At 32.1% G+C, this 23,717-nt stretch carries 30 protein-coding genes and 1 other RNA gene; 8 read left to right on the top strand and 23 right to left on the bottom strand.

Going from position 1 to position 23,717, the window contains the following annotated elements; translation table 11 throughout:
* Position 1 precedes the first annotated feature (1 nt).
* The 3 genes from C7P63_RS09065 to C7P63_RS09055 all read right to left on the bottom strand — a co-directional run bounded on the left by C7P63_RS09065 (position 2) and on the right by C7P63_RS09055 (position 2,546).
* Positions 2-277: a UPF0223 family protein gene (locus C7P63_RS09065; protein WP_341538931.1), complete on the bottom strand. Its 276-nt coding sequence runs from the start codon at positions 275-277 to the stop codon at positions 2-4.
* Between the two features lie 128 nt (positions 278-405).
* Complete coding sequence (locus C7P63_RS09060; RefSeq protein ID WP_125943832.1) at positions 406-1,824, bottom strand: sensor histidine kinase; 1,419 nt, start codon at positions 1,822-1,824, stop codon at positions 406-408.
* Positions 1,824-2,546: a response regulator transcription factor gene (locus tag C7P63_RS09055; protein WP_125943831.1), complete on the bottom strand. Its 723-nt coding sequence runs from the start codon at positions 2,544-2,546 to the stop codon at positions 1,824-1,826. Before C7P63_RS09055 ends, C7P63_RS09060 begins: the two co-directional genes overlap by 1 nt.
* 193 nt (positions 2,547-2,739) lie before the next feature.
* Between C7P63_RS09055 and C7P63_RS09050 the strand changes: the two genes are divergently transcribed.
* Together C7P63_RS09050 and ssrA are read left to right on the top strand one after the other, a co-directional pair.
* Complete coding sequence (locus C7P63_RS09050; protein WP_125943830.1) at positions 2,740-3,516, top strand: Cof-type HAD-IIB family hydrolase; 777 nt, start codon at positions 2,740-2,742, stop codon at positions 3,514-3,516.
* 81 nt (positions 3,517-3,597) lie between these two features.
* Positions 3,598-3,965: a transfer-messenger RNA gene (gene ssrA / locus C7P63_RS09045) on the top strand.
* A gap of 781 nt (positions 3,966-4,746) precedes the next feature.
* Here ssrA and C7P63_RS10290 read toward each other — a convergent pair.
* The 3 genes from C7P63_RS10290 to C7P63_RS10285 form a co-directional block, all read right to left on the bottom strand.
* Positions 4,747-4,923 (bottom strand): hypothetical protein, encoded by a 177-nt coding sequence (locus C7P63_RS10290; protein ID WP_165863813.1) that lies wholly within the window; start codon positions 4,921-4,923, stop codon positions 4,747-4,749.
* A 326-nt stretch (positions 4,924-5,249) separates the two neighbouring features.
* Positions 5,250-5,870, bottom strand: coding sequence for a replication initiation protein (locus C7P63_RS09040; protein ID WP_341538930.1), 621 nt, complete (start codon positions 5,868-5,870; stop codon positions 5,250-5,252).
* Between the two features lie 1,286 nt (positions 5,871-7,156).
* On the bottom strand, positions 7,157-7,306 hold the full coding sequence (locus C7P63_RS10285) for a hypothetical protein (protein WP_165863812.1): 150 nt from the start codon (positions 7,304-7,306) through the stop codon (positions 7,157-7,159).
* Positions 7,307-7,541: 235 nt separating this feature from the next.
* Between C7P63_RS10285 and C7P63_RS09035 the strand changes: the two genes are divergently transcribed.
* Positions 7,542-7,760: a hypothetical protein gene (locus C7P63_RS09035; RefSeq protein ID WP_125943829.1), complete on the top strand. Its 219-nt coding sequence runs from the start codon at positions 7,542-7,544 to the stop codon at positions 7,758-7,760.
* A gap of 428 nt (positions 7,761-8,188) precedes the next feature.
* On the opposite strand, the gene C7P63_RS09030 is transcribed toward C7P63_RS09035, so the two are convergent.
* The 13 genes from C7P63_RS09030 to C7P63_RS08970 all read right to left on the bottom strand — a co-directional run bounded on the left by C7P63_RS09030 (position 8,189) and on the right by C7P63_RS08970 (position 16,544).
* Positions 8,189-8,650 carry a hypothetical protein gene (locus C7P63_RS09030; RefSeq protein WP_125943828.1) on the bottom strand — a complete coding sequence of 154 codons (462 nt, stop codon included), beginning with the start codon at positions 8,648-8,650 and terminating at the stop codon, positions 8,189-8,191.
* Between the two features lies 1 nt (position 8,651).
* Positions 8,652-9,284, bottom strand: coding sequence for a hypothetical protein (locus tag C7P63_RS09025; protein WP_125943827.1), 633 nt, complete (start codon positions 9,282-9,284; stop codon positions 8,652-8,654).
* 23 nt (positions 9,285-9,307) lie between these two features.
* Positions 9,308-9,571: a hypothetical protein gene (locus C7P63_RS09020; protein WP_125943826.1), complete on the bottom strand. Its 264-nt coding sequence runs from the start codon at positions 9,569-9,571 to the stop codon at positions 9,308-9,310.
* Between the two features lie 184 nt (positions 9,572-9,755).
* Positions 9,756-9,890 (bottom strand): DUF2292 domain-containing protein, encoded by a 135-nt coding sequence (locus C7P63_RS09015; RefSeq protein WP_125943825.1) that lies wholly within the window; start codon positions 9,888-9,890, stop codon positions 9,756-9,758.
* 19 nt (positions 9,891-9,909) lie between these two features.
* Complete coding sequence (locus tag C7P63_RS09010; protein ID WP_125943824.1) at positions 9,910-10,482, bottom strand: hypothetical protein; 573 nt, start codon at positions 10,480-10,482, stop codon at positions 9,910-9,912.
* Between the two features lie 10 nt (positions 10,483-10,492).
* On the bottom strand, positions 10,493-10,984 hold the full coding sequence (locus C7P63_RS09005; protein WP_125943823.1) for a hypothetical protein: 492 nt from the start codon (positions 10,982-10,984) through the stop codon (positions 10,493-10,495).
* A gap of 554 nt (positions 10,985-11,538) precedes the next feature.
* Entirely contained in the window at positions 11,539-12,012 is a 474-nt protein-coding gene (locus C7P63_RS09000; RefSeq protein WP_125943822.1) for a hypothetical protein, read from the bottom strand.
* Complete coding sequence (locus C7P63_RS08995) at positions 11,993-12,229, bottom strand: hypothetical protein (RefSeq protein WP_125943821.1); 237 nt, start codon at positions 12,227-12,229, stop codon at positions 11,993-11,995. The genes C7P63_RS09000 and C7P63_RS08995 overlap by 20 nt, the downstream gene beginning before the upstream one ends.
* Before the next feature lie 284 nt (positions 12,230-12,513).
* Positions 12,514-14,856 carry a DNA primase family protein gene (locus C7P63_RS08990; RefSeq protein WP_207853025.1) on the bottom strand — a complete coding sequence of 781 codons (2,343 nt, stop codon included), beginning with the start codon at positions 14,854-14,856 and terminating at the stop codon, positions 12,514-12,516.
* 14 nt (positions 14,857-14,870) lie between these two features.
* Positions 14,871-15,146: a hypothetical protein gene (locus C7P63_RS08985; RefSeq protein WP_125943820.1), complete on the bottom strand. Its 276-nt coding sequence runs from the start codon at positions 15,144-15,146 to the stop codon at positions 14,871-14,873.
* Between the two features lie 114 nt (positions 15,147-15,260).
* The gene (locus C7P63_RS08980; protein WP_125943819.1) at positions 15,261-15,443 is read right to left on the bottom strand and encodes a hypothetical protein; all 183 of its coding nucleotides are present in this window, start codon (positions 15,441-15,443) and stop codon (positions 15,261-15,263) included.
* 36 nt (positions 15,444-15,479) lie between these two features.
* Positions 15,480-16,226 carry a Rha family transcriptional regulator gene (locus C7P63_RS08975; RefSeq protein WP_125943818.1) on the bottom strand — a complete coding sequence of 249 codons (747 nt, stop codon included), beginning with the start codon at positions 16,224-16,226 and terminating at the stop codon, positions 15,480-15,482.
* Positions 16,227-16,268: 42 nt separating this feature from the next.
* Entirely contained in the window at positions 16,269-16,544 is a 276-nt protein-coding gene (locus tag C7P63_RS08970) for a DNA-binding protein (RefSeq protein ID WP_125943817.1), read from the bottom strand.
* 174 nt (positions 16,545-16,718) lie between these two features.
* Between C7P63_RS08970 and C7P63_RS08965 the strand changes: the two genes are divergently transcribed.
* The gene (locus C7P63_RS08965; RefSeq protein WP_165863811.1) at positions 16,719-17,411 is read left to right on the top strand and encodes a helix-turn-helix domain-containing protein; all 693 of its coding nucleotides are present in this window, start codon (positions 16,719-16,721) and stop codon (positions 17,409-17,411) included.
* A gap of 52 nt (positions 17,412-17,463) precedes the next feature.
* On the opposite strand, the gene C7P63_RS08960 is transcribed toward C7P63_RS08965, so the two are convergent.
* On the bottom strand, positions 17,464-17,739 hold the full coding sequence (locus C7P63_RS08960) for a hypothetical protein (protein ID WP_125943815.1): 276 nt from the start codon (positions 17,737-17,739) through the stop codon (positions 17,464-17,466).
* 164 nt (positions 17,740-17,903) lie between these two features.
* On the opposite strand from C7P63_RS08960, the gene C7P63_RS08955 reads away from it, so the two are divergent.
* Positions 17,904-18,479 (top strand): helix-turn-helix domain-containing protein, encoded by a 576-nt coding sequence (locus tag C7P63_RS08955; RefSeq protein ID WP_125943814.1) that lies wholly within the window; start codon positions 17,904-17,906, stop codon positions 18,477-18,479.
* Positions 18,480-18,544: 65 nt separating this feature from the next.
* Positions 18,545-19,690: a site-specific integrase gene (locus C7P63_RS08950; protein ID WP_125943813.1), complete on the top strand. Its 1,146-nt coding sequence runs from the start codon at positions 18,545-18,547 to the stop codon at positions 19,688-19,690.
* Positions 19,691-19,865: 175 nt separating this feature from the next.
* Here C7P63_RS08950 and C7P63_RS08945 read toward each other — a convergent pair whose 3' ends face one another.
* Both C7P63_RS08945 and C7P63_RS08940 read right to left on the bottom strand, forming a co-directional pair.
* A complete protein-coding gene (locus C7P63_RS08945; RefSeq protein WP_125943812.1) occupies positions 19,866-20,648 on the bottom strand; it encodes a sulfite exporter TauE/SafE family protein in 783 nt (260 codons plus the stop codon).
* Positions 20,649-20,659: 11 nt separating this feature from the next.
* The gene (locus C7P63_RS08940; RefSeq protein WP_125943811.1) at positions 20,660-21,274 is read right to left on the bottom strand and encodes a DUF5052 family protein; all 615 of its coding nucleotides are present in this window, start codon (positions 21,272-21,274) and stop codon (positions 20,660-20,662) included.
* A 133-nt stretch (positions 21,275-21,407) separates the two neighbouring features.
* On the opposite strand from C7P63_RS08940, the gene C7P63_RS08935 reads away from it, so the two are divergent.
* Positions 21,408-22,166: a MerR family transcriptional regulator gene (locus C7P63_RS08935; protein WP_125943810.1), complete on the top strand. Its 759-nt coding sequence runs from the start codon at positions 21,408-21,410 to the stop codon at positions 22,164-22,166.
* Positions 22,167-22,245: 79 nt separating this feature from the next.
* Positions 22,246-22,869 carry an MBL fold metallo-hydrolase gene (locus C7P63_RS08930; RefSeq protein WP_125943887.1) on the top strand — a complete coding sequence of 208 codons (624 nt, stop codon included), beginning with the start codon at positions 22,246-22,248 and terminating at the stop codon, positions 22,867-22,869.
* Positions 22,870-22,908: 39 nt separating this feature from the next.
* Here the strand turns inward: C7P63_RS08930 and C7P63_RS08925 are convergent, their stop codons facing one another.
* Positions 22,909-23,715 (bottom strand): pyruvate, water dikinase regulatory protein, encoded by an 807-nt coding sequence (locus C7P63_RS08925; RefSeq protein WP_125943809.1) that lies wholly within the window; start codon positions 23,713-23,715, stop codon positions 22,909-22,911.
* Positions 23,716-23,717: the final 2 nt, after the last annotated feature.

Below are 23,717 nucleotides of genomic sequence, written 5' to 3'. Positions count from 1 at the left end.
CCTAATCTTGCATTTTCACTTTGCCTGAAGTATTTTTAGCTTGCTGAACAACTCGGTAGAGTGAGTAACCTGAAGCTTCTTCAAATTCTCTACCTAATTGACGTTCTTCCCCAATACTTTTCACAACTGTTTTAAATTCTCGGTAAAGAGCCATAAAATCAGCCTGACTTATTCCTGTTTCATAGGCTTTTTCTACTCCTTGCCACAAAGCCATTACTTTCATTAACTCGGCATGTGACCAGTCCATATCCAGCGGGTAATTATAATTTTTCTCCATCCTATTCATTCCTTTTAATTAGTCTATCTTATTGGTTAGTGTAACAAAAATTGCTTAGAAGGTATAGCAGGAAGCCAAGTATTTTATGCGTGTAACCTGAAGAAAAAGAGTAAAAGAACAACTTTCTTTTACTCTTTTTCTTGTTTTGGATAAGTCACATAAAAGGTAGTTCCAACTCCTTGTTGACTATCGACCTCGATTTTTCCGTGATGTAACCGAATAATCTCTTGGACAATAGGCAAGCCTAATCCTGATTCTCCGTACTTAGTATTTTTCCTAGAAGGATCTACTTTATAGTATCTTTCCCAAATATTTCTGACTTCTTCTTCTGACATACCAATACCTGTATCTGAAATTTTCATTGTGATTCCTTCCGCAGCTTCATACACCGATACTTCTATCCGCCCATTTTCAGTAAACTGAATAGCATTTTGAATAATATTCATAGCCACTTGGACAAAACGGTCATAATCTGCGTAAACAAAGATCCCCTCATCTCCAGTAAAAACTAGTTCATTTTGAGATGTTTGAGCTTTACCTTCTAATTGAATCACTATATTTTGTAAGGTCTTCGTTGCATCAATTTTTTGAATGGCTAAATGAATTTGATTGCTTCGTATTTTTTCATAATCCAAATTTTCATTAACTAGCCGAATTAACCGATTGGTTTCGTTACGCATTAAGCTAATACATTTTTCTTCTTGTTCAGGTGGGATAGCGTGGTAAGCAATCCCTTCTAATAAGCCATTAATCGTAGTTAAAGGCGTTCTCATTTCGTGAGCGACATCTGCCATAAACTGGCGACGTCTATCTTCTTGTCTTTCAATTTCTTCTTGAGATTCTTTTAATGCCTGAGTCATTTTATTGAAATCGCCTGCTAGCTCATCTAACTCATCTGTTCCATTAATCTGGATTTTCACATCAAAGTTTCCCTGTGAAATTTCTTTCGTCGCTTTTTTCATGCGATTAATTCGGTTCACTTGAAACTTAGCAATAAAATAACTGAAAACAAGAGCGATAATACTCGAGATTAAAAAACCTTTAAATAAGTTATCGGTTAACATCTGTAAACTCCGCTCTAGAGTACTTAGTGGTTGGACGACTGCCAACACTCCAAGAGGGTCACTACCAATCACAACTGGATACAAAATAACTGCAACCTGCGTTTTCTTTTTAGAAAGCTCTACATCTAGTCTATTTTGAACCACTTGACCTCTAATCGCTTCATTCCAAGATTTTTTAGGGATAAATTGAGCTGAACTTCCACGAATTTCTTCTGGAAATTCAATTCTTTGGTGCATATTTAATAAAAACAAATTAACATTTTGTTTTTGTAGCACAGTTTCAGTGGCCCGAATATCAGATAATAATCTTTCAGGCTCTGTTTGAATATCCGTTACAATATTTTCAGCATACCCAGTCAATTGTGTATAGGTACTACTTAATACTGTTTGTTTAGTAAACTGGGTAAAGGAAACTCCCACAATCACTAAAATCGTTAAAATAATCGTCCAGAAAGCAATCATTTGTTGAAACAAGTACTTCATTATTCTCCTGCCTCAGAGTCATCAAATTTATAGCCGACTCCCCAAACTGTTTGTATAATTTGCGGTCCAACTTTTTCAATTTTTTGTCGCAACTTTTTAATGTGGGCATCTACTGTCCGCTCGTCGCCAAAATACTGATATCCCCAAACTAACTCAAGTAATTGTTCCCTTGAAAAAACCTGTCTAGGTTTATTAGCTAACGTATATAGTAAGTCAAATTCTTTAGGCGTTAATCCTTCTATTAATTGCTTGTTTAAATAAGCTTCCCTTGTTTTAGTATTCATACAAAAATGATCCGTTTGAATATCGTAGGTTTCAATTTCAGAATCAACAGACCCTTTCGTTGTATCTAGTAATTCTGCACGTCTATGGAGAGCTTTCATTCTAGCAATTAAAGTTAAAGGACTAAAGGGTTTTGTCACATAATCATCGGCTCCCATTTCTAACCCTATAACTTGATCACTTTCTGAGTCTCTCGCTGTTAACATAATAATCGGTACCGTTTTAGACTCTTTTCTAATTTCTCGACAAACCGTTACCCCATCTTTAGTTGGAAGATTAAGATCTAATGTAATCATATCCCAATATTCAGGTTTTTCTAAAAATAAATCCAATCCTTCTTGTCCATCATAAGCAAATGTCCCTTCCCAATTTTCACTTAAAAAAAACATTTGCATCATTTCTGAAACAGATTCGTTATCTTCAATCATTAAAATATGCACAAGAGTAGCCCCCTTAGTTCTAAGTTAGTTAACTAGTGTTCAATCCTTATTATACATGAGTTTAAACAATTATATAGACGATATTAAAAAATTTAATCAAAATTATATCGCTCTTTTTTATTTCACAATCATGGCTATTCAAGCAATAGTTTGTTAAGATAGGAACGATTAAATGAAATAGGGAGTTTTTAATATGAAAGAAATCAAAGGAATTGCCTTTTTTGATTTAGACGGGACATTATTAGATGGCCATTCTAAAATTACTAAAGAAATTGCTAATTCAATGCAAGAGTTATATCGCAACCATGTCATACCTGTTATCGCAACTGGGCGAACAAATCTAGAAATAACATCTATTTTAAACCAAACAGGAATAAAATCTTCTGTAACGATGAATGGTCAGGTGGTCACTTATGAAGGTGAAAGAATTTTTTCAGATACTTTTTCAAAAGACGCTTGTTTAAAACTACATCAGAAAACTCAAGAGCTAGGACAAGAGTTAGCTTTTTATAATCCAAACAACATTTATTTATCTGGTTATTCTGATGCTGCTAAAAAATGTTACAGTTATATCAATTCAGGGTTGCCTCCCTTAGATCCAACCTTTTATGAGCATCAAGATGTTAACATGATGTTAATTATTGGCGAAGATCAAGATGAGCAGTACCATCAAGCTCTGCCTGACTTTACTTACTTTAGAAATGGTCCATTTGCTATTGATGTGATTAAAAAAGGTAATTCAAAAGGAACAGGTGTCAAACAATTCTTGAAAAATAGCGGTCTTGAAGGAGTTCCAACCTATGCTTTTGGAGATGGTCCTAATGACTTAGATTTATTCCATGCTTGTGACTATAAAATCGCTATGGGAAATGCAGTAGAACACTTAAAAGATATTGCTACTTTTGTCACAAAAAAGAATACTGATGGTGGAATTATTCATGGTTTAAAACATTACCAACTACTTGATTAGCATAAAAAGAGAGCAAAATGGTTGATTTTGCTCTCTTTTATGTTACACTACTAGATGTACTAATGTACCTTTATTTATTAAGGGGGCGTTACGGATTCGACAGGTATAGTTCGAGCTTGAATAGCGCTTCGTAGGTTGCGACTACGTAAAAACGCTCAGTTAAATATAACTGCAAAAAACGAAAACAACTCTTTCGCTTTAGCTGCCTAATAAGTAGTTAGCGAAGATCCTCCTGGCATCGCCCATGTGCTCAGGTAAGGGTCTCAAACTCAGTGGGATACATCAGGTGTTTCCGTCTGCAATGCCTGAAAGAGATTATCAGACTAGCAACCTTTAAAGCCCGTCATGCGGCGATACAGGGAGCGAAACTTTAAGTAGCATGTCTATAAGCGTAGAATTTCAGGGGGCGATATGCTTGGACGCGGGTTCGACTCCCGCCGCCTCCATTTTTCGAATTCAATCAGTTTCATTAACTGTTAAATCGTTGACGTATCAAGCGTTGACGGTTTTTTATTTTCATTAAGTTTCTAGAAACCGTAGTCAAACCGTATTCAAAACCGTATTCAATTTTTAATTAATCACTCAATTAAGTGCAGGGGTATTATATTAACTTATCAAAATCAAATACTACAAACTTCCACACCTCAAACATTACTCGTTTAGTCCTCCATGAACTTTTACCTACTATTATATACACCAGCGACATGATAGGATGTTTCTTACATAACCTCATGAACTCTATATCCGTGTTAACCCTCCTTTATCAGTTACCAGTAATATACGCAAACTAACACTAGTACTATATCAATCAGTAAAATTTAATTAAATCGTAGCCACTTATGGCAACGTCTATCTTCTCCACTTGTGGCGAATCAATATTCAGATACTTATTAATCCTGTTCCACCTAACATACTCAACACCATTTTTCTTTGACCTAAACGTGCATACGCAAAACGACCATATTAATAGTAACAGCTTTAATAGTAACAGTAATAATATAATATTATCGAGTTGTGACCATCACGACTGTATACAAAAAATAAGTAATAATGATATCCTTAGCTTTACTAAAGCATGTAAGCATTGTTTACTACCTTTTCATCAATGCTTAGGAAAGGGGCAAATAATCACTCGTACTAATAATACGAGCGCAAAACTTCGTTGAGCGATTTTAACCGAAAGGATAAGAACATTATTCGCACCCTTTGTCTATGTGTTCACTTCCAGAACTACCACCAACTTTTTTTAGTTTGGCTCTCTAATAGTAAGTGAGTTTTCTTTAAATTTAATTGCTGCTCTTGATCCAATAGCTGGGTTAACTTATCAATTTGTTTGGCTTGTTCCGTTATTATATCCTCTTGTGAAGAAAGCTGCTGTTCCAATAGTTTTATCATGTCGTTTTTCATTTGTAACAGCTCTCCATTATCACGATTATCATATGATAATGCTTTACTATCAACCTTTTTGTCACTATCTTTATCAATCACTTTATCAAATGATAAACCTAACTCATTAGAAAGTCTCCTAATCGTTTATGTACCATAGGCTTTAGCATTATTAATGGTTTTATCACTTTGTAAATTGAGTTTATCAATATAACGATATACTTGTAATTTGTTAATGTCTAAAAGCTCTGAAATCTCACGTACTGTATAGTATTTTCCATGTTTCACCCACTTTTACATAATGTAAATGCATGTTAAAGCATTAGCTTTACACAAACTAGACTATTTTAGTCCTCTAACCAGTTATATAATGGCACTTTAGGTAAATCATCTATAGGTGGCGTTTTCTCCATAAAATAAAATTCTAACCGTTCAATCTTATTCCCTTTCTTAGCTTTTATCTTTTTAATTTGGAAGGAATCAAAGAATTGGGATAACTCTTTTTCTATTGGTTTGAAAACCCTAGTATCTATATCACGCATTCTGTAACTAACTGGAATATCTAACAGTTCTCTAAAGTCTTTAACAAACACTGTGTAGTAGCCTGTACTCTTGTATTGCTTTAGAAGCCTGTACATTGTCTTAGAGTAACTAGATTTTAAGCTTGTAAACTCTTGCAGCTCAAATTGTGTGAACTCATTAGTCAACTCATTTAAAATATACGCAAAATCAGAATTCGCTTTGACCTCTATATATTGCTCGTCTGCATTGATTCTAAACCTGCTAAATAATATAAACATATCAGAATTTAAACCATTTCTTTCAGTGTAAGAAAGCTTCATTATCTTATCTCTGGTACTTTCTAAATCTTTGACAAAACGATCCAAAGAAGTAGATTTATATCTTGATAAACTCTTTAATTCTTCAAAAGAAAATCGAGCAACTTCATTGTTTTTATTTTGGCACACACAGAAAAAAAGAAATCCATTTCTACGCTATTCATTTTTCTAAACGGAACATGATTTAATTCATTTTTATATTTCACTGTTAGTTCATTCACTTTATCACTGCCTAAAAGCATTATACTTAAAAAGGGCTTCAAGTAAATATCGTACCCTATATGCATACATTTTGTATCCTATACCCTATAACAACCCTTACAGCCGCAAGGGTTACAAGCCACCTAAAAAGGTTTTAAAAAAGATTTAAAAATAATATATATATAGGTAGAATAGTTATGTAAACTAAAAACAAGAACATCAGATTTAATCTGGTGCATATAATCTATGCTTCACCTCAGTATCTAGTTTAAAATTCTAATTCAGTCATCTTATCACTATCACTATTTATTTTGTTTATAAAAAAAGCCTAGCGTTTATACTAGACTGTTTATTCATCTATTAATACTTTGATTATACAAATACTCTGTTATAATAAGTTTTGTAGAAAGTGAAAAGATGGTGGCTAATCTCTTGAAAAAAGGGGTGATGCCTATGTTAAATTTAACTGATAATACTCCTGGAAAGGAATAGCCTTTGACAGTTTTTGAGTCACTGACATTAGCGACAAGTTTCGCTTTGTTGGTTATCGAAATTCTGAAATTTAACCAAAAAAAATAACCATCTAAAACTTTGACCGGCGTTTAGATGGTTCAACATTTAAATATAAAGTCACCGTCTTTTTAACGGTCTACACTAGAGTACATGTTAGCGCATGTGCTCTTTTTTATTCAACCAAATTATACAGAAATTAACGTATTTAAGCAAGGAGTTTTGTTTACCCTATATAATATCTCATTATTTAGTGATCTACAAGATAATTAAATTCTTTATACAAGACTGTCAATCATGTATGCTATAACTTTCATTTAGAAGTAACAAATGCAGCTCATTCGGTGCTTTTAGACATATACATTGTATGATAATCGTGTATTAAGACTTTTGTATCCTTTTAATCAAATTCAATTAGAGGTTCTAGTATGAAATAATTCTTTAAATATTTTTATTGGTAATACCCTAGTTATATTTAACTAAGCATTTACCGCAACCAAAGAATAGATTATAATCTGTATTAATATCATTCCACTATTTTTCATATAATCACCTATTATTTTTTTAATAATTCAATAATTTACTTTTCAGCCTCTTTTTTTATGTCTCAGACGTTGATTTTAAGGCACTGTTTAGTCTTTTGTATGGACAATCATCCGTAAGTGGCTCATATAAAACTTGTTTAGTTAAAAAATATACCTCATTTAAATTATTTCAGTCATTCCAGCCGCTATTTGCTTTCTTGCTACTTTATTTTTAGTTTTTAAAATTAAACCAGTCCACTCATAAGCTTGTTGTAAATTACTAGATAATACTACAATTGTATGCTTAGCTTCTGGCGGTAAACAGTCCATTTCAGTGTTCGAGTCTTGAGGGATTAATTGTAATAGTTGTTGGTGTTGGCGGTCTTGTTTTTTATCATTACTTGTTTTAACGCTTGTATTATCATTTTCTTTCGTACTTGCATTTTCCGCAATAGTAAAGATATTAGCTGCTTGCAGAACTTATTTATAATAGCGTGTCTAAGATTGCAAAAAAGAAAATAAATAATATTTTATGATTAACTAACTAGAGAAAGCAGGGATAACAATGTTTGAAGGAATAGCTATAGGAATGATTTTCATGATGGCAGTTGGTTTATTAGTTGCTATTATATTAGGTATTGGTCTGGTTCAATTATTAGTTGCTCTTATAAAAATTTTGTTTGTTTTTATAGGTAAACTTCTTCTAGTTGTTGCTGCTATATGGTGTAGCGTAGTTGTTGTTAAGTTTATAATATCTAAAGTTAAAAAAAATAGTCGTTATTAAATTAATTTATTATTTTTTATACACCTTCAATAGATATCATAATAAAGAATAGTAAGCTTTCAAAACATCTACTCTTGTCCCTTTATTGAAAATAAGTTAATTATTAGTTCATAAAATCTAAAAGCTGATGCATATAATACTTGCATCAGGTTGAAATTGGCACAACTGACAATCAGATAAACATGTTAATAAATACAGTAAAAAAGCTCTATAATTATTTTATAGAGCTTTTATTGAGTTGAATAAATAATGATTATAAAGAGAATGTTGTTATCATATTCAGTGTATCCCCCCCTATCGTGCGTATTTTAGAGGGTATATCTGCTAATCGACCCCAGCAACCGGTCTCTCCCTTAGGGCGCTATAGTATCAAAAATCGATGGGAGGGAGTAAAAACTTGTTAGTTATTTAAATAACGAGATACATATTTATAGCACGCCATGCTGATAGCTGAAAGGTTGACGTTTAACATATTCTATAGATTTAATTTTTTTGCTTGTTGAGAGTATATCAAATTGATACTTAACTGGTTTATTCTTTTGAATATCCATTTTATTAATATAAGCAATTCTTTCATCTTCGGTTTCGTCCGGATCATCATAGTATAAGTAATCAACTGATTGCAGACTATCTTTAGGAATAGCTTGCACGATTCTTTCATTTTCTTTTAAGTTTAAGCCATAGTCATTAGCATGATTATATTTACTAGAAATAAAGTAGCCATCGAATGAAGTAGAATCATTAGAACCTTCTCGTTCTACCACAATGATATGTGTGTCTGTCTCTAATTTATAGTATGGTTCTTTTACTTTGAAATCTTCTTCTATAATAAACTTCCAGACTGGTGACAAGCGTTTATGTTGTGCTGTTGCTCTGTCAATTGGATTCATATTATTCACCTGCCTTTGCTAGATTAGTTAGTAGCTCTTGTTCTAACGCACTGTAATTATGGTGTAAAGCTAGATAGTTAGGACTCTTTGACTTGCTAAGGCATCTATCATCTGATGAGATAGAATGTCCTGCACGTTTATCATAATCTAATATCCCTGTATTACTGTAGGGTGTGGGAATTCCTTTAGAATCATATAGATAAACTTCATCACGTTGAAGTTCTGCTAATGTTTTAAGACTGTCTTTAATCTTAGTTGAGTGTTTATCTAGTACACGCTTTAATTCTGTTTCCAATGCTTGTAGATTGCTTTGATGTTTTGTTATAGCCTTTGTAGTAGCTTCTTGATGTTCAGACAACTCTTTATCATATAGGTTCATTAACTCTTGTAACTCGTCTTCTGTAGCTTCATTCAATCTATCTGATGGATCTTTACCGTAAAAATCTATCATACGTTTTGTTTGCTCTAAGCTGCTTAGTTCTTCAGGGGTTCTAACATCTTGTCTTGCGACGTTAATCATTGAACAGTTTGAACCTTGATAATTTCCTTCCCAAACAGAACGGTCATACCTTAATTGTTCATACTCTTCATTTCTGATTTTGTTTAATTCTTGAATAGTTTTTTCAAATGACATCCTTATCACTTCTTTCTTTTTACTTATATGTCTTCAGGATTTACGTTAAGGCTATTTAATAAAGCCTTTAGGCTAGCTTCCTGTTTTTTAGCTATATCCTTCCAATTTACTTCTAGTTTTCCTATATCTATAGCTGCTTTGCTAGTCAGATATAAAGCTTTAAGATCTTCTTTCTTTAGGTTTATACATGAACCTATAGGGAAAATTTTATTAATGAACTCGTACTCTGCTTCCTCGCTTACTGGCTTTTTAAGAATCTCATATAACTCAAATGATTTACTATCCAATATATCCACCTCCTTACTTTGCTGATAAAAAAACAAAAAAAGAGGACACCTTACAAGCCACCAAATTATTGGTGAACTCATTAAGATATCCTCTAGCTTTCTAGTCAGACATTATTTAATTACTATATATAGTATATCACAATCGCTTGTTTATTGCTAGTTTAAACATGGTTTTATTGTAAGTTTATTTTAATTTTTGTGTTATACTTGTTTCTAATCTTATTACTTTTCCATCTTGAACTATAAGCGTAACATTTCCATAATTAGGTAACATTATTGTTGTTTTTTTTTCGTCATTTTCAATATATACTTTATCCATTGATATAGTCTCCTCTGTTTTAATTTATTGCTACACGTTTAAAGCCACATCTTTCTAATCTTGTTACTAATTTTACGGTTAATGGATCAGTCATGTTAAATACTTGTTTTTCATCATTTAAAAAGCTTGTAGTTAAAACAATATCTCCAGTAATGAAATCTGAATCATCACAAGGAAAATCAACATGCTTTACATGAAGCATAGGGTTTATAGCTAGATAGATACGTTCTTCAGTTTTTAAAATCTTTTGACCTGTTTCTATCATGATTTCTCCTAGCTTGCGTTCTACTTGCCTTCTTTCATTGCTATAGTCAAATGATTCTACGTTTAATTTATAAGCTACTACCTCATCATTAACCGGTATAGCAGTTGTATAACACTTTCTGTTCTTATCAAAGTTAGCTAAGTTGTTAGTATCATAATATTTTTCTTTAAGTAGCTTCAGTTCTTCTTTTTCTAATTGAGATAAACTGTTAAATAGCAGCTTAGCTCTTTTGATTTCATTAGGCATTAACTGGTTTCTGTTAGCTTCTAACATTTTCCATTGTCTTAAAAAATACTGTATTTGGCTTAGCCTATAAGTTGTTTGCACAATACCCCTCCTAAATTGCGAATAATTGAGTTAAAACATCTAAATTAGTCTCAAAATCATCTGTTAGTTCCACTTTTTGAAGTTTCTCTTCTACAAAAATACCTTCTCGTAAACAGATACACGTTTCAATTTCATTGATCTCATCTATCGTTTGTTCTTCTAATTGTTCAGTTACAAATACATTTTGATTTAAAGCATGGCGTTGATACAAGCGTTTAACGTCTGTTTCAGCCAATGAATCTAAGTAGCTAGTAAAATACTTATGTCTTAGCTCATTACGTTCTATACGCTTATTAAGCAGCTCTTGAGCCATGTTGTGTTCTATTACCATTTTCTCCAATCTAAACGCTCGTGTAACTATTCCTATGTCTGTATATTCAGTACGTGTTGCCATATTTTGAGAGTAAAAGATTGTTTCAAGCTCCTTCCTAGCAATTTTTAGCTCCTTAATCTTATCTGGTAAACAAAAATAGCTATTAATCATGTATAGGTCATCAAACATTCTTCTACTCTCCTTTATTTATATATAAGCATTGATATGCTAAACGTTCGGAACAATTGTCCGAGTGGTTTTTCCGTCAGCTCATCATTGCTATCTTTTACAACCTAGCCTAAACCTCACTGGTTAACATCGTTCTTATCAGCTCATCATTGCTGCTCTCATCACTATTACTATTAGTAATAGCGGTAGAAGTGATTTTATCTTTCGACACGTATGCCGAATTTTCGACTACCTCAATGGGAAATCATACCCACTTGTGGGTACAGTCATTTTAGTTTGGACAAATGTCGGACAAATGCCCACCAGAGTTAGAAATAGAGTTAGAGACAGAGTTAGATGATGTATCTTCATTGCTCGTTTTTGAGTTCTCTAAATTATTTGGGACAATGTCCCCTGGATGTCCCACAGAGTATAGAGTTAGAGAAAGAGATAGAGATAGAGAAAGATGATGTAAAGGCTGAAACGTATATTGTACGTATCAGATCAGCAACCAAATTATCTCTAGTCTCTCACTCATTATCTTTTTAACTCTAGCTTTATTTTTACTTGTAGGTTTAACTACATTGCCAAATTCGATTATTGGCATTCATGTTTAAATTTTCTAATTTTTCTTGTGCCCCAATCATTATTGTTGGGGTGCTTTTTGTCATGTAAAAACTTTTATCATTAAACCAGACGATAGATTCTAGATTTAATTGGTTTAAAAACTCGGACATAAGCTCTAAGTCAAATTGATAAGGATGACTAACAACTATTGTAGTATCAAGTTTAGTGTTTCTAAAATACATAGCATGGTCTAAAAAGCATGGTAACGCTGGTGGTGTGTCGTATTCTTTACCACTGTTATAACCTTGTTTCCCTTCCAATAAATAGGTTAAATTCTTCACACGTTCATAAGCAGCTACTTTGTCAAAACCAAATTGACTCACAAATTGTTTGTATAACTGTTCTTTATACTCTTTACTTGCTTCGCTATTTCCTAAAAATACTGTTGGGTACTGTTCTGTATTAAACCATTGAATTGTCATTACTTGCTCTTTTTTCATTATAAAAAATTGATACTGTTGTTATACTTCCTAAATCGTCTTTATCACCACTTGAAGCACTGGACTGCTTAATGGTTACAATCTCAATGTCTGGGTTATTTTCTAAGAACTCATTAACCCTAGTGTCTAATCTTCTTACCCCTCTTTGTAGCTGGAAGGTATCTAATGAATTAGTTCCCTCTATCATTTTAACTTTCATTGTATAATCTCCTTTTTGTTGGTGTTAAGGTTACTCATTTGAATAATATTAGTAACCTTGTTAAAGCATTGGTGTATATAGCTTTGTTATACATTGGTTACTGGTTACCCATTTTTTCCATTAACTTTATATTTTAATGTATTATCTATATCATTATTTAATTTATTAAAAGTTGAAATAAATGAGTAAATGAGTAACCTATCTACTCATAAGATTGGTGTATCAATGTTTATAAAGGTTACCCATTCATTTTAAATGAGTAACCTATTAATAACCTTAGTAACCTATACTATTTTCAGTCGTTCATTTATATAATATTTATAAACTTTTCCATGACTTGGATAGGCTATATTTGTCGGCTTATTAGGTAACGTACCTAATTCGCCATTTGAATATTTTCGATTAATTTTTTTCCAATCATTATCCAACATAGTTTCAAAATCTCTTGAAAATTTTAGTTTGCTCATTGGTTGGAAGTTATTATCATGGCAGAAGTCTTTATAATAACCATAAACAATATAGAAAGGTATCTTGTTAAGGTTCAAACTATCGAATACATTTTCTTTAAAATCAACTAACGGATCATTAACTTGTCTATAATCACTCATAAGATTTTCCGATTCTTTTGGAATAGTAAACCGTTCAAAGTCCAAATTAATTGCTTGATATAGTACGTATTCCAAAACAGATTTATTTTTAATATATTCATCTTTAATCTTCCAGTTATCCCCTTGACCTTTAAAGTTAGCTGAGAAAGGTACTATCACAATCCTTCTGTAAGTACCCTCTGTTTTGTTGTGTATTTTAGGCATTCCGTTTGTTGATTGAATGACCGTCATTTGAAAGTTAGTGCTATATGCTGGCTTATTCTTTTCTTCCACCATGACATCATCACCAGTCACAACAGAATTAAAGTTTGAACTATCATCAATATAAACACCTGCTGGTACATCATCACCAATACATACCGTTTTTTCTTCTAGCATAGATAAATTAAACCTACCTTGAAAGTCTGGAAGCTTTAAAGTAGCCACATTTTTAGCACCAACTAGATTTTTAATTAATGCTTGATAAGTTCCTTTCCCATTGTTACCGCTACCTACTAACCAGATAGATTTTCTCCTTGAAAAATTGCCATTGAGCGAAGCACTGATTACTTGCCACAATAGCCGCTCTATCTCTGGATCATTACATGAGATAGATTTCATCCATTCATCTACATTCCAGCCATCTATAATAGGTTTGCTTTCAGGCACAACATAATCAGTAGCTATTTTAGAAGTGAATACCTTCTCATAACTAAATGCTTCTAATTGCTTTGTTTCAAGATTGAATATCCCATTGTTGACTGGAATTAAATATCTTGAGATTGTTTTTTCTCTAATATCTGCCATATTTTTAAGATGATAGATTACATCACTAGCTTTGCTACTGTTATGCTTAGGTTCTAACCATGAAATAATTCTTCTGATATACGTTTCATTCTGTGTGTAAATTCCCTCGCTAGGTCTGTATATAGCTAATTTTGTATTCTCGTTCATATCAAATAAACAAAATTTAATATAATCTTTTAATACAATTGCTACCCTAATTGGAGAAATTAAAGATGGTTTTCGCCCATTACTTCCATTTTCTTCCCATTGCTGCATCATATAAGCTATTTCTTCTTGTCTACGCTCATATAACGCCTTTTTTAAATCATTGCCATCTAATAATTCAGAACCCACTCTATTGCCAAAATACTCTTTAACTGGTTTCTTTAATCGACTAACTGCCTTGTCTTGCTCAAAGTGTTTAACATTATCTCTCTGCCATTCTTCATTATCACCAGCTAAAATCATTAACCCTACTTTTGCTATCTCTTGACTAATCTCATTGGATTGTACACCATGCTTTAAACACATATAAGCATTTAGATAAAATGAGTAGTCTGATAAATTAGGAGCGTTTCTTTTAGCATACTGCTTAAACAAATTAATATACTCACTATCAGATAATTCTGATTGTTGATAATTTAATATAAATGGTTCTTTTACTTCTAGTGGTGTTAAGTAATCATCAACTTTTAAAGGTTGACCATGATTAACTGTAATCATCTTTTCATTTGAAAAAGCATTGATTAAAGGTAATCCCATTGGCTGGCTAAATGTTTTTGAAGCACTGTCACATTTTAAGCCGATATGATCAATCACATTAGTAAGCAATACCTTAGATTCTGATTCATTGTATAAACGGTCTGTATTAATCAGAAGCCGGTACCTTAACCCGTAACCATCAAAATTATTTCTGATAGTCGGATATAACATATAATCAATGCCTTGTAGCTTCTCTTTAACGATATGATTAAACTTAGTTAGAAGCACATCTATGTCATCATAATCTAATGCTATGATACGTTTACCAATTAAGTTTTGATTACTTCGCTCATACTGGTTAGTTACAGAATTAAGTTTCATTTCTCCACTTAAAAAATAATCAGCTTGGCTTTTCTTGAATTGTTCCACTTGTTCGATATTCTCATAAGAGATTATTTTAGGCTCATAAGCTGTTAGATATTCCCAATCTGATTGGTTAGTATCAACTTGAACCATATTTTTGGTTGTAAATCCTTGACTGGTGTATATCACTCAATCACCTACCTTTACATTTCATCTGGACAAATATTGTTAGAAATTTTCAATATTTTATTTTGAATATCTTCCAAATTATTTTCTAAACATTGTAAGCCACCTGTAAGAATATAATGCTTAAATACAAACTCATCATTTTTAGTAACACTATAATCGAGCATTTCAAGTGGTTGTCTGACCAATTGAATTAATTCAGACAATGAAGTTAATTCTGTTGCTATATTTAATAAATAATCCTCTGTTACTGGTTTACCTTCTATAAAAATTTGTTTATTATTTACTTTCATTTTTTATTCCCCATTTCATTTAATTTAAAAATCATGATATAATGGGTACTAGATAGTTTTGTCAGAATTCTATTTAGTACCCAGCACACTTAAAGGACTGCCATCCTAAGTGTGCTATTTTTCATCTAGATAAATACTTTCATATCCCAATAAATCAATCACATTAATAATTCTTTCATGATATAAATCTTGAATATCTTCAATAGTTGATGGTTTCCCATCTGTCATGAAATTACTTCCTTCTGATAAGTCATACAAATCTTTTAAAACATCTTTTAATGTGTTATGTTCTAACATTTTTAACTACCTCTTTCTTGCTTGCTCCCCAGCTAGCTATATTTTATTTTCATTCAAAAAGTTATCAATATCAGTTTTTGAAATTCTTTTAACTTGTTGAATTTTTGAAACTGGTAAACCTCTGCCAACTTTTTCTTTCACTTGTAACCTAAACTCAATACTTTCACCGTTTACTACAGCTTTAATTTGTTCATACGTCATGTTCATATCAAGTAAAGCTATTACTTTATGCTCTAATCGTTGATACTGTTCAAATTCTTCTACGGTGTAAATATCTGTGCCACTAGTTCCTTTAGAAACGTTTCTAGCTTGTTTTAATTGCTTAGTGTTCATACCTGTTATCTTCTTACAAATAAGATCTGTAACCAGTTTGTATGCCCATTTATTAACGTGTTCCCATTCTTTAATAGAATCTGTTAGAGTTCTTCTTAGTGGCTTTTCTAACTCACGATACATTTGACGTTTCATTAATTCTTGTTTCATTGAGAAGAATTGTTTAGATAACTCTTCCTTAAAATCAACAACTTTATTTGTATTCTTCAATAATGTAATTAGAAACGTTGCTTGTACTTCATTCAAAATATACACTTTAGCTTTTTGACCGCTTGCCATAGGCGACATTTTAAATGTTACCTTCCCCATCCCTTCTAATCTGTCATGATACTTTCTAACCATTTGGGATACCGCACGATGTTCAATATCTGCATATTCAGAAATAACTAAACTAGTTGTAAACGGTACTTCATCCAACATCGCGCTTTTAACGAATACTAATTCTTTCATATAAATCTCCTTTCGCCTGCACACCCCTGCACTTAGATTGTTTTATTTTTGATAACTTAATAAAAATTTTGTTGCTTCTTCTTTTGAATAGAATTTCAAACCGTCAATCTGAATACTTGGTAAACCATACGTTTCTAACTTTCTTAATGAATTAATAGAAATACCTAAGTACTTAGCCATTTCATTCTGTTTTAAGAATGGTCTATCAAGTCCAGCCATCTTCTTAGCTTCCTCGATTGATTCCTTAGTAAGCTCAAAAACGTACTTCTGTAGATCTTTACTTTGCTCTTCTGATAAGAATACTTGTAATCCTTGCATTAATTTCACCCCCCATTCATACTATTTATAGTATTTCTGTTACAACTATACAGTAACATCATATAAAATCATTTGCAACTACTTATTTGTAACAAATTAACTATATACAGTAAAAAACATTGTATTACTCTATCATTCTGTGTTAATCTTATGATGAAAGGGCGTGTATTATTAATGATTAACATTACTTTAAAAAAAATATTAAAGGACCAAGGTAAAACAATGACTTGGCTTCACGAAAAAACAGGTATTTCTAAAAATACACTTAGTTTAATGGCAAATAATACTAGTAAAGGTATTCAATTTGATACTTTAGAAAAGATTTGTACGCATTTAAAAATCACTCCAAATGACTTAATAGAAATTCAACCAGACAAATGGTTTGTTTATGGACAAACTTCTCCCATTAAAATGGATAATGGTGCAGATTTATTTATAATTAGAGTTTTTACGGAAAGAAATTTAACTGTTGCAAACTTAGATGATGGAACAACCGTTGAGATAAGTTCATATCCTCCGTTAGATTATCAAGTCTATTGTTTTGTAACTAAAACAAAAAGTGAATATAAAGTTATAATAACCACAAAAGATGCCGATGTTTTTAACAACTACGCAGATGATACAGAACATTCATTTGAGGATAATTCTAAATTTTTCAACGAATTGAAAGAAGATGAACAAAATGTTTTAATAAAAGATATATATAATTTTTTATTTTCTTCACTAATTCCTTATGATGAACAAATTAAATTCGCTGATATTAGAGTTAGAATGAGTTTAGATTCAGACTGGAACTATTATTTTTATAAAAAAATAGAAAAGAACGAAAATTCTATAGAACTAGTGGATGTTGAAACTATCCTTTAATATTACAATCCCTTTTGTTTATTTAATTGCACACCCCTGCACTTAGATTGTTTTATTTTTGATAACTTAATAAAAATTTTGTTGCTTCTTCTTTTGAATAGAATTTCAAACCGTCAATCTGAATACTTGGTAAACCATACGTTTCTAACTTTCTTAATGAATTAATAGAAATACCTAAATATTTAGCCATTTCATTTTGTTTTAAGAATGGTCTATCAAGTCCAGCCATTTTTTTAGCCTCCTCAATAGCATTTTTCGTTACCTCAAAAACATATAAGCGCAACTCTTTCGATTGCTCTTCTGACAAATAAACCTGTAATCCATTCATAATCTAATCACCTCCAAATATTATCTCATTACGAGATATATCTCATTACGAGATAATAATACTCGATAAAATATAATAATGCAACAAAAAAATCTCTATTTGAGATTTTTTTATGTATTTTGATTTCATTTTATGTTAATCTTTTTTCAAAGGAGCTGTTTGATTTGAATAAAAAAGAAATAACTTTTGGAATGGTATTGAAGGACATGCGTAAAGAAAAAAGAATGACCCAAAAAGAATTAGGTCGTCTAACTGGATATAGTCAAAATACAATTTCTAATCATGAAAACGGTGTGAGATCATTGGGAGAAAAGGAAATTGAAAGATACTCTGAAGCATTTGGAATTACAAAGGAGGAATTTGCATTAAAACTTTCAGAATATTCGAAAACTAATGAATCATTAGTAAAGAACCTGCCAAGAATTCTTGTTGGTAGAATGCATGAAAAAGGAATTACTGAAGAAGAATTAATTAATGCAACGAATATCCCAAAGAAAAAATTTAAAAGTTTACTTAATGGTACTCTATCAAATATTTACGTTAATCAAATTTATCTATTATCAGAAATTTTAGATATTAGTATTCGCAATTTTTTCGAAGATTTAGACTATTTAGAAACAAATGAAGAATATCAAAATTCTATAGAAATGAAAGAAAAAATTGATAAAGATTTTTTCACTCTTCAATATTCACAAAGAAAAGAACTATACGATTTTTTTAATAATCTATTACATAAGTAATTTGGTAAGAATTCTTCCTACAACTATGCACACCCCTGCACTTAGTACAAGGGAGTAAGATATTTATGGCAACATTTAAACAATATGTAAAAAAAGATGGCTCTAAGGCTTGGTTATTTCAAGCTTATTTAGGCGTAGATCCATTAACAGGTAAAGACATTAGAACAACTCGTCGTGGCTTTAAAAACAAAAAAGAAGCCCAACTTGCTCTATCTAGACTAAAACTAGACTATGAACAAGGAGGGCTTCAAAAAGCCGAAAATATGACCTATCAAGACGTTTATGATTTATGGGTAGTTCAATATGAAAAGACAGTACAGGAAAGCACGTACGCTAAAACAACGCAAATTTTTAGGCTTCATATACTACCAGCATTTAGTAAAATGAAGATCAATAAAATTGACGTGCTAACTTGTCAAAAGGCTGTCGATAAGTGGGCATCTAAATTAAAGAAATACCGCATGACTTTAAGCTATGCTAATAACGTTTTTAAGTACGCTATGACTTTAGGTATAATAAGTGATAACCCTTTATCTAAAGTTATTAGACCATCTGTAAAGGACGATGATGAAGATAAAATCGAGAACTATTACACCAAAGATGAATTAAAAGTATTTCTCGACTATATGGAACAAGATAAACCTTGCTACATATACACGTTCTTTAGGTTGCTTGCTTTCAGCGGTATGAGAAAAGGTGAAGCATTCGCTTTAACATGGGAAGATATAGACTTCCAAACAAATACTATTTCGATTAATAAAGCTTTAGCACAAGGCAAAGATAATCGTTTATTAGTGCAGCCGCCAAAGACTAAGAAGTCAAAACGTACTATCTCAATGGATAAAGACACTATGAACATTCTTAGAAAATGGCGTAAAGTACAGCAAGAAGATTTTTTAAAGTTAGGGATCAATACCCTACAACCAAAACAACTGGTATTCAGTAATATATATAACAAGCATATCATACCATCAAGAAGTAGAAAATGGATGATAAGCATACAAGAAAAATATAACCTAAAACGTGTCACAACTCATGGACTAAGACACACGCATTGTAGCTTACTGTTTGAAGCCGGTGTACCTATCGAACGTGTACAGGATAGATTAGGACATTCAGACATTCAAACAACCATGAACATCTATACACACGTTTCAGAAAAAATTAAAGAAGATACGGCTGAACAATTCGCTAAATTTATGGAAATATAAACAAACCGTATTCAAAAACGTAGTCAAAGCAAGATTAAACAAGGTTTAAACCCTTGATAACATTGATATAGCAACGATTTAGGAGTAGTAGGGTATAACTCCCGCCGCCTCCATCACCTATAAAAGAAGGGATAAGTTAACTTATCCCTTCTTTTTTATCTATTTAATACTTAACTCATACTAAAAGATGCCAAGCATTGTATAAGTTTATACCTATAACTAAGACTACTACAGTTACAAAGATATTAGATACCCGTTTATCTGACACTTTTCCACTAAAATAACCACCTAAATAGCCACCTAAAAGAGCTGCTGGCACAATTACATAAAGCATTTTAATATCAAAAGAATTAAATCCTGTTGTCATGGACATCAAACCTAATTTAGCTATTTGAGAAAAAAAGATAGTGATAATCGAATAAACAGTAGCGTCTTTCATTGTTAACCCAAAACAAAACACAAGTAAAGAAACATTAATTGGTCCGCCGCCAATCCCTAATAATGTAGATAAACTTCCTAAAACTATTCCAACTAAAAGATAAATAAATTCACCTTTAAGATTAAGGGTTTTTTTGGAAAAAAACGTATACAATAATACCAAGAATAGGGTTCCAATAAGTAAACTAATTTGGATTAGTTGCACCTGTTTTTCCCCTTGAAGAACAGTTAGCAAATAATCAAACAAACGTTGTCCAATCCCTCCTCCTATTACTGCTCCAATTGAAGCGGCGATTGCTGAAGGCCAAACGATTTTCACACCATTTTTAACTTGCTTAAAAGTAGAAGAAACTGACATGGTTAATACTGCCACACTAGAATAAAAAGAAATGGCAGCAAGACTATGGTAGCCAATACCATCTAAAACAGGCTTAATAATCACTCCCCCACCCATGCCAGAAATAGCGCCAATTGTATTACTTAAAACAATCACTAAAAAATAAATCAGATAAATTCCCACAGAGTTCCTCCTTAATCATCTAATAAACTAGTATCATAGATCGTATAATCACACCGATAAATAAACAAATAATGATTATCAATTAAAATGCCTGTACTTTTTGGCACATCTGTTTGGTAAAGAGAAACTTTATCACCTGAATAAGTAGCTAAAGGATACCCTCTTTGACTACGAATTAGCACCACTTTCTTTTTACCAGTAAATTGATTTCTAAATTCATCCACCATTTTATTCACAATCGGTAACGAAGAATCTAGATCTTTCAAATCATGTTTTTGTCTATAATCATCAAACACGTTATGAAGTCCCTCTTCTTCTACTATCATAGAAGAACCTACATGATGCAACTCTTTTCCTCCAACTGTAATCCGTAGCACAGAGGAATCTTTTGTTTCATCATCTGTATCAAAATCTTTGTCTCTTTCGATATAGACAGACTTCCCTTTCACTTCATCAATAATTTGGCTTTCATCATCATACGTTCTAATAGTCATATGTAAGCCTTTAAAACTTTGCTGAAAATCTTTAAACCACATTCTAACATTTTGACAGCCTGTTAAAAGTAACAAGCTGGTTAAAACAGTTACTAGCAAAAACTTTTTACTTTTTCTTTTCAATTTTCTCATCCTTTCTACCAAGCTAATCTATCTACTTATTAGTTTATCCTTTTTTAGATTCTTTTAAAAGAATTTACTTAAAGAGTGTTGACATTAACCTTACGTCAACCTATATAGTAAAGACAGAACAGGAGGTTAAAGAATGACTACTTACCACATTAAAGAGCTGGCTCAATTAGCCCACATTACTACCAGAACCTTGCGTTATTATGATGAAATAGATTTACTAAAACCAGCTAGTATTAGCCAAAATGGGTACCGACTTTACGGAGAAAAACAAGTAGAACAACTCCACTATATTCTACTTTTAAAAGAACTAGGTTTATCCTTACAAACCATCCAATCTATTCTCACTCATTCAGACACAGATTTAGTTGCTATCTTGGAACTCCATCAGCAAAAACTCATTCAAAAACAGCAACAGTTAACTCAGCTACTTCAAACTGTTGAAAAAACAATAGCAGAACAAAAAGGAGAATATCACATGACTAATGAAGAAAAGTTTAATCAGTTTAAACAAGAACGCATCCAAAAAAACGATACCCTCTACGGCGAAGAAATTCGAGATAAATACGGAGAAGAATTAGTTGAAGCTGTGTATCAAAAACAACTCAATCAAACGAAAGAAAGCTACCAAGAACAAATCCAAACAGAAGAATTATTGTTTGCTAGCTTAAAACAAGCGTTAGAACAACAAACACCTTTAGATGATACCCAAATGATTTTTCAGCTTCACAAAGACTGGTTAAAACAACACTGGACCTTTTATTCTAAAGAGGCACACCGAGGCTTAGCGACTATGTATCAAGAAACTCCTACATTTCTTGACTATTACGATCAACGAGTCGGTCAAGGAGCTGGTAACTTATTAGTCCAAATTATCTTAGCCCATACTTGTTAACACCTTCCCTTTGTGTTCTCCATTTCTTTTCGTTATACTAAAGGAGAAAAAGTGAAACGTGAGAGGAGTTTACTCAATGATTGACATTCAACAAGTTGTAACAGGTAAATGGATTGAAGAAAATTGCTACTTAATTTATAATGATAAACATTTGCTAATAGTAGATCCTGGTAATAATAATGAGGAGCTACAGTCCCTTATAACAGAGCTAGATAGAAAACCTGTAGCTATCCTATTAACACACACCCATTTCGATCATATCGGTGCAGTAGATCCTTTAAGAGAAGCTTATCATATTCCAGTTTATGTAAGTGCAAAAGAAAATAGTTGGTTGGGAGATCCGGTAAAAAACTTATCCCAAGACTTAACAGGTGCTCCTTTACTTGTTGCACCTGCAGATTATGAACTAGAAGAAGGGACTTATACATTAGGAGAGATGACATTCTCTGTTGTAGAAACTCCAGGACACTCTATTGGCAGTGTTAGCTTCATTTTTCCAGACGGAGAGTTTGTCGTAACAGGAGATGCCTTATTTAAAGGAAGCGTTGGTCGTTCTGATTTGTATACAGGTAACGCAGAACAGCTATTACAAAGTATTCGGTCACAATTATTTACTTTACCTGACCATTACCAAGTGTACCCAGGACACCGCGAGCCAACAACCATTGGACATGAAAAAGCGACTAATCCATTTTTCAATTAAAAAAAGGTCATTTAGAATTTATTCTAAATGACCTTTTTCTTAATAGTTAGCTTTCAATCCTTCAATAATCGCTGCTGATTCTTCAACTGCCCGATCATCTACTTTGACAATTTTTGCTCCAAGCTCTTTAAAAATTTTTTCTGCGTAATCGACTTCTTCACAAATACGGTCTAAATTAGCATATTGTGAGGAATCGTTTAAACCTAAAGAATGTAAACGAGACTTTCTAATCCGTAAAATTCTCTCAGGATCAGCTGTCAAACCAATTAATTTTTCAGCTGGCACATCGTATAATTCTTTTGGCAAAGGTACTTCTGGAATTAAAGGTAAATTAGATACCTTATAAGATTTATTTGCCAAGTACATACTAAGAGGCGTTTTAGAAGTTCGAGAAATCCCCAACACTACAAAATCTGATTGGGCAAAACCACGTGGATCTTTACCATCATCATATTTGATAGCAAATTCAATTGCAGATACTCGGTTAAAGTATTCTTCATTAAGTTTATGTAAAGCGCCTGGTTCTTCTTTTGGAATTTCTCCTGTTTTGCTTTGAACTAAGTCGATTAAAGGAGACATATAATCGACATAATCTAAGCCTGTTCGTCTAGAAAAATCAGTTAAAGTAGCAACTAATTCTTTGTTAACTAAAGTGGCTACTACAATCGCTTTTTCTTTTAAGGCATCCGCTAAAATTTGAGTTAGATCGTCCTTATTATCAATAAATGGATAACGTTTAATATCAGTATCAGACACATTAGGAAATTGAGCTAAAGCGGCAGAAATAACTTTTTGAGCTGTCTCTCCAACAGAATCTGAAACAATAAATAAATTTGCTTTTGTCATTT

This window comes from Vagococcus humatus (assembly GCF_003950325.1).
Taxonomy (GTDB): domain Bacteria; phylum Bacillota; class Bacilli; order Lactobacillales; family Vagococcaceae; genus Vagococcus_C; species Vagococcus_C humatus.
Note: the sequence above shows the minus strand (reverse complement) of the source record. Positions and strands in the feature narration are given on the sequence as shown.